Source organism: Promineifilum sp. (SeqCode) (genome assembly GCF_041918635.1).
GTDB lineage: Bacteria > Chloroflexota > Anaerolineae > Promineifilales > Promineifilaceae > Promineifilum.
The window spans coordinates 1-6,463 of the sequence record NZ_JAYRVJ010000812.1 but is presented as its reverse complement, the minus strand read 5'-3'; the positions used below and the strand labels follow the sequence as shown (position 1 = coordinate 6,463).

Below are 6,463 nucleotides of genomic sequence, written 5' to 3'. Positions count from 1 at the left end.
TGCCACAGTGTCTCAGCTATAAAGCGACCATGTGGCTCGACGCGCCGGCCACCGTTCGGCCCGGCCAGGAGTTCGAGGTAACGGCCTTCCTGCGAAGCGACGACTGTAGTTCGTTCGGGGGGCCAATGTACAGCTTGTACTCCAAACCGGGGATATGGGATTCGCCCCCGGACCGGGGCGCGAGCGTGGAAGCCGGCCAGACTGGTAGCTATACCTTCACGTTGACCGCCCCGGATGAGCCTCAGACGGTCGAAGTGGCCGTCGGCGCCTTCTTCGAGGTCTTCTATCCTCCGCCTCCTGGCTCTTGGAGTTGGGGCAGCAGCGGGACGCCGTGGTACACCATCACTGTTGAAGAGATCCAAGAGTAGGTGGAATGGGACGCTGATGACGCAGATTAGGCGCTGATTCTCGCGGTAGACTTGTCGAAACAGCGTCAATCAGCGCCAGAATCAGCGTCCCATTCTTGTGTGCGATTGCCCTGGTCTGAATTCGTGACTTGTGGCCGCCTGTGATAAGATCGTTCTATCATTATTCTCAGGAGGTCTGACAATGACAAAGGTAAGTTCGAACAAAGCGGCCGCTGCGAAGAGCTCCAACGCCTGGTTGTGGACGCTCGTCCGCGGCGCGATCGCCCTTATTCTCGGTATCTATTTAATGGTCGGCGCTCGAACCGCGCCTATCGCCATCGCCTATGCGCTGGCGATCTACGTAACCGTGTCCGGCGCCTTACAGACGTTTAGCGGTCTCTTCAACCGCGACGCGCCCGGCTCGACCACTGATCGCATACGCGGTCTGGTGGGTCTGGTCGGCGGCCTGGCGCTGCTGCTGCTGGCTTTCTTCAACGTGTTGTCGCTGGAACTGGCTTATACCTTCCTGGCTGTCCTGCTAATCATTTTCGGGCTGCTGGGGCTGTTCGAGGCGTTCTTCGACCGCGGCGGCGCGCGCTTTCAGTGGATGGCCGTCCTGGTCAATGCTTTGCTGGCGGCCTTGGGCGGGCTGGTGTTCTATTCGCGTGCGCGGGAGTTCGATTTGAGTCTATGGAGCGGCGTCATTCTGGCCGTTATCGGTGTGGCGGTGATCGCCTATGCCTATCTGGTCCAGAAGCCGCGGCCGAGCACGCCGGTGACGAGTGTGTAGAAGTTGAGAGTTAAGAGTTGAGAGGGCTCTTAACTCTCAACTCTTAACTCTCTTCGGCAGCCCTTGACATCGCGTCGGGCTGATCTATAATGGGTTTTCTGAAAGAGGTGCAACGCACGTCAAACGCGCGTCGCACTTGATATAGCGAATGCGTTGACTGGGACGAGTAGGTGCCGGGCGCGCGCCAGAGAGCGGATCGCCGTTGGCTGAGAGCGACCGCCGCGAACGAAGGCAGCGAATACCCCCCAGGAGCGGCCGCCTGAACAGGTTTGTGTGAGGCGAACCCAGGTTTGCCTCCATGGGCAGACCGGTGGGTCTGCCCACCCCAAATAAGCCGGCCCGGTTGGCCCCGTTATCGGCCGCAACGAGAGCGGGGATGTGTATGCATCCTCCGAAGTTGGGTGGAACCGCGACCGCCGTCGCCCCAATACGGGGCGGCGGCGTTTTCTTTTAAGAAGCTCACGCAAAGGGCGCAAAGAACGCCAAGAAGAATGCTTCTGGCTTTGCGTTCTTGGCGACCTTCGCGTTCTTTGCGTGAGCTTCTTCCGAGGTGAGAGATGGCTGACAATGGAAATGTACCCTACAACGAGACGGAGCTTTACCGCATCCGGCACTCGGCGGCGCACGTAATGGCCGAGGCGGTGACCGGCCTCTTCCCGGAGGCGCGACTGGCTATCGGCCCGCCCATCGAGGATGGCTTCTACTACGATTTCGACCTGGGCCTGGACGAACAGGGCAAGCCGCGCACCTTCACGCCCGAAGACCTGGAGGCCATCGAGGCGCGCATGGGCGAGTTGCTGCGCCAGAACGCGGCCTTCGAGCATGCCACCATGCCCGTGGACGAGGCGCTGCGCTTCTTCGCCGGCCAGCCCTACAAGGTTGAACTCATCCGCGAGCTGGCCGCCGGCAAGGTAGACGAGATGGGCAACCCGACGACGGAACCGGCCAGCGAGGTCGGCATCTACCGCCAGCGCGACTTTGTGGATTTGTGCCGCGGGCCGCACGTGCGGGGCACGCGCGATATCAAGGCCAACGCCGTGAAGCTGCTGCGCACCGGCGGGGCCTACTGGCGCGGCGACGAGAAGAACCCGCAACTCCAACGCATCTACGGCACGGCCTGGCAGAGCAAAGCCGAGTTGGACGACTACCTCAAGCGGCTGGAGGAGGCGCGGGCGCGCGACCACCGCCGATTGGGCAAGCAACTGGGGCTGTTCCACATCTCGCCGCTGGTCGGCTCTGGCCTGCCGCTGTGGCTGCCCAACGGCGCGGTGCTGCGCGAGACGCTGGAGAACTTCCTGCGCCAGGCGCAACTGGAGCGCGGCTACCTGCCGGTCATCACGCCCCACATCGGTAACCTGAAGCTCTACATCACCAGCGGCCACTACCCGTACTACAAGGACAGCCAGTACACGCCGATCCAGATCGATGACGAGGAGTTCCTGCTGAAGCCGATGAACTGCCCGCATCACATCGAGATCTACCGCAGCGAGCCGCGCAGCTACCGCGACCTGCCCTACCGGCTGGCCGAGTTCGGCACGGTCTACCGCTACGAAAAGAGCGGCGAGTTGAGCGGCCTGACGCGCGTGCGCGGCTTCACGATTGACGACTCCCACCTCTTCGTCGCCCCGGAGCAACTGGAGGAGGAGTTCATCGCCGTGGTCGGACTCATCCAGTATGTCTTCAGCACCATCGGCTTCCACGACTTCCGCGCCCGGCTGGGCACGAACGACCCGGCCAGCGACAAGTACGCCGGCGCACCGGAGATGTGGGAGCGAGGCATCAACGCCATCCGGCAGGCGGCCGACAAGCTGGGCCTCAACTACTCCGTGGAGGAGGGCGAGGCGGCCTTCTACGGGCCAAAGCTGGACTTCATCTTCCGCGACGCGCTGAAGCGGGAGTGGCAGTTGGGCACGGTACAGGTGGACTTCCTGCTGCCGGAGCGCTTCGACCTGGAATATACGGGTGAGGACGGCCAGAAGCACCGGCCGGTGATGATCCACCGCGCGCCGTTCGGCAGCATGGAGCGCTTTGTGGGCATTCTCATCGAGCACTTCAACGGGGCGTTCCCGCTGTGGTTGGCCCCGGTGCAGGCGACGCTCATTCCCATCGCCGACCGGCACGTGGAGTACGCCCAGGCCGTGGCCGCCGAGTTGCGCGCCGCCGGCCTGCGCGTCAGGGTAGACGACGGCAATGAGCGCATGAATCGGAAGATCCGCGACGCCCAACTCCAGAAGATCCCCTACATGCTCGTCGTCGGCGATAAGGAGATGGAGGCCGGCGCGGTGGCCGTGCGTACGCGCGACAACGAAGACCGCGGCGCGCTGCCGCTGGCCGAGTTCAAGCGGCAGGCCGTGGCCGCCGTCGCGTCGCGCTCGATGGAGTTATAAAGAATGGGACGCTGATGACGCTGATTTTTGGGATTCTCGCTGATAAGAGCCGTTACACTTTCTTATCAGCGAACATCAGCGTCATCAGCGCCATCTGCGTCCCATTCTTATGGAGTGATCTACATGCAACCACAGGAAAACGCCGAACCCTACGACCAGAGCGATCTGTTCCGGCTGCGGCACACAGCGGCCCACGTCATGGCCCAGGCGGTGCTGGAACTGTTTCCGGGGGCGAAGATCGGCATCGGCCCGCCCATCGTTGACGGCTTCTACTACGACTTCGATCTGGGTGCGGACGAGGACGGCCACCCGCGCACCTTCACCCCGGCCGACCTGGAGCGCATCGAGAAGCGTATGCGCCAGATCATCGCCGGCAAGTTCCCGCTGCGCTATCGCGTGGTGACCGCCGATGAGGCCCGCGACCTGTTCAAGGACCAACCCTACAAGCTGGAGATCATCGAGGGGCTGCTGCGCGGCGAGTTCAACGAGTACGGCGACGACGTGGAGGACATGGCCCGCGCCGTTGAGAATCTGGTCATCAGTACCTACCGGCACGATACGTTCGAGGACCTGTGCAAAGGGCCGCACGTGGCCCACACCGGCCTCATCCCGGTGGATGCCTTCCAGCTGACGGGCACGGCCGCCGCTTACTGGCGCGGCGACCAGTCGAGGCCAATGCTCCAGCGCATCTACGGCACGGCCTGGCACAGCAAGAAAGACCTGAAGCGCCACCTGCAACTGCTGGACGAGGCCAAGAAGCGCGACCACCGCAAGCTGAGCCGCGAACTCGAACTGTACATCATGGACGAGGAGATCGGCCCCGGCCTGCCACTGTGGCTGCCCAACGGCAACATCCTGCGCGAGGAACTGGAGAAGCTGGCCCGCGAGATGGAGGACGCCGGCGGCTACCAGCGCGTCGCCACGCCCCACATTGCCAAGGAGGAATTCTTCCGGCATAGCGGCCACTTACCCTTTTTCGCCGAGTCGATGTACCCGCCGATGGAGCGGGAGGACACGCGCTACTACCTGAAGCCGATGAACTGCCCGTTCCACCATAAGATTTACGCCAGCAAGCCGCGCAGCTACCGCGACCTGCCGCTGCGGCTGGCGGAGTACGGCATGGTCTACCGGTACGAGCAGAGCGGCGAGCTGTTCGGGCTGATGCGCGTGCGGGCGTCGGAGCAGAACGACGCCCACATCTACTGCGCCGAGGATCAGGTCGAAGCGGAGTTCATGACCGTCATTGACCTCTACCGGCGCTACTTCGAGCTGTTCGGCATCGAGCGCTTCGTGATGCGGCTGAGCCTGCACGACCGGAAGCGGTTGGGCGTGAAGTACGCTGACGACGAGGCGGCCTGGCTGAAGGCCGAGGAGATCGTGCGGCGGGTCATGCGCCGGGCGGAAGTCCCGTTTGTCGAGGCGCGCGGCGAGGCGGCCTTCTACGGGCCGAAGATCGACGTGCAGGCGTGGAGCGTCATCGGCCGCGAATTCTCGCTGGCGACCAACCAGGTGGACTTTGTCCAGCCGGCGCGCTTTGGTTTGACGTTCACCAACCGCGACGGCCAGCCGGAGATGCCCTACTGCATCCACCGCGCGCCGCTGGGCACGCACGAGCGCTTCATCGGCTTCCTGATCGAGCACTACGGCGGCAACTTCCCCGTCTGGCTGGCTCCGGAGCAGGCGCGGGTCATCCCCATCACCGACGACCACCACGACTACGCCCGGCGTGTGGCGGCCGAGATGGAAGAGGCCGGCATCCGCGTCCGCGCCGACCTGGGCAGCGATCGGATGGGGGCCAAGATACGGGACGCGCAACTGATGAAGGTTCCCTACATGGCTATCGTTGGCGGCCAGGAGGCGGCGGCCGGGACGCTGGCGGTGCGCTACCGCGACGGGGAGCAGCGCAACGATATGCCGCTGGGTGAGTTCGTTGCCCACGTGCGCCGGCGGATCAAGACGCGGTCGCCGGAGCTTTAGCGGTGTATTGCTAATCGAGGCCGGAACCGGTCACGTTGCCAAAGCGCCATCATGTTCGTCACGACCGATTCCGCCTCTCTCGCGCTGTTGATGCCGGCGGCGGGCAAATCCTGGCGGCAATACCTGCTGCCGGCGCTGGTCTTTCTACTGCTAGTCACGGCGCTGAACCTGCCGTTGGTCATGAATCTGGGCACCCACGTCATCGGCCGGCCGTTTGATGACGCCTTCGAAGTTCTGTGGCAATTGGCATCGGTCAAAGAAGCGGTATTCGAGACACACACAAGCCCCTTCTACACCCCGCACATCTTCTTCCCGCAAGGCTGGTACACAGCCAGCGGCGCGCAGCCGCCCTGGTACTTCGTGCTGTTGGCCCCATTGACGGCGGCGCTAGGCCCGGTAGCCACCTATAACCTGTCCATACTCAGTTGTCTCGTTGTGGCCGCTCTGGGGGCTTGTTGGGTGGTGCACAAGTTAACGGGCAGCCTGTTCGCCGGCGTAGTGGCCGGGTGCGCGTATATCGGCGCTCCCGTCTTTGCGCTGCACATGAATGGGTTCTTTAACATGCTGATCGGCATGATGTTTCTGCCCTATGCCGTTGGCAGCGCGTACATAGCCGTGACTCACCAGGGCGCGCGCACCTGGCTCTGGGTGCTCACAGCCGGCGCGTTCCTGGCAGCCGCTGTCCTGGGGCAATGGTATTATCTGTTTATCGCCACCCTACCTCTGCTTGGCCTGGTTCTCTTCGTCTCGTCCGAAGTTCGTGTCCCGGTGAGGGTGTGGCGATTGATAGCTATTGGCGGCGTGGCCTTGCTGATCATGGCGCCTTTTGCCCTGTTGACCCTGCGCGCGCGGCGGGCCATGCTTCCGGGGGGCGCATCCTATCCGCTCAGCATGAGTGAGCAATTGGGCTTTAGTCCCGATTACTTGCTCAGCCCCAATCCGTTTCACCCTCTCTGGCGCGA

5 protein-coding genes are annotated in these 6,463 nt (G+C 63.3%); all 5 read left to right on the top strand.

Features of this window, described 5'->3' with window-relative positions:
* The coding region (locus ACE3UY_RS23130) for a hypothetical protein (protein WP_374689825.1) at positions 1 to 368 on the top strand (368 nt) is incomplete at its 5' end.
* Between the two features lie 181 nt (positions 369 to 549).
* Positions 550 to 1,137, top strand: coding sequence for a DUF308 domain-containing protein (locus tag ACE3UY_RS23125; RefSeq protein ID WP_374689824.1), 588 nt, complete (start codon positions 550 to 552; stop codon positions 1,135 to 1,137).
* Positions 1,138 to 1,694: 557 nt separating this feature from the next.
* Positions 1,695 to 3,524, top strand: coding sequence for a threonine--tRNA ligase (gene thrS / locus ACE3UY_RS23120; protein ID WP_374689823.1), 1,830 nt, complete (start codon positions 1,695 to 1,697; stop codon positions 3,522 to 3,524).
* 123 nt (positions 3,525 to 3,647) lie between these two features.
* Positions 3,648 to 5,501 carry a threonine--tRNA ligase gene (gene thrS / locus ACE3UY_RS23115; protein WP_374689822.1) on the top strand — a complete coding sequence of 618 codons (1,854 nt, stop codon included), beginning with the start codon at positions 3,648 to 3,650 and terminating at the stop codon, positions 5,499 to 5,501.
* 51 nt (positions 5,502 to 5,552) lie between these two features.
* On the top strand, positions 5,553 to 6,463 hold a 911-nt coding region (locus ACE3UY_RS23110), incomplete at its 3' end, for a hypothetical protein (protein WP_374689821.1).

Excerpts from the sequence above, each read along its gene's own strand:
- thrS (WP_374689823.1), top strand. The coding sequence starts at position 1,695 with ATGGCTGACAATGGAAATGTACCCTACAACGAGACGGAGCTTTACCGC.
- ACE3UY_RS23125 (WP_374689824.1), top strand. The coding sequence starts at position 550 with ATGACAAAGGTAAGTTCGAACAAAGCGGCCGCTGCGAAGAGCTCCAAC.
- thrS (WP_374689822.1), top strand. The coding sequence starts at position 3,648 with ATGCAACCACAGGAAAACGCCGAACCCTACGACCAGAGCGATCTGTTC.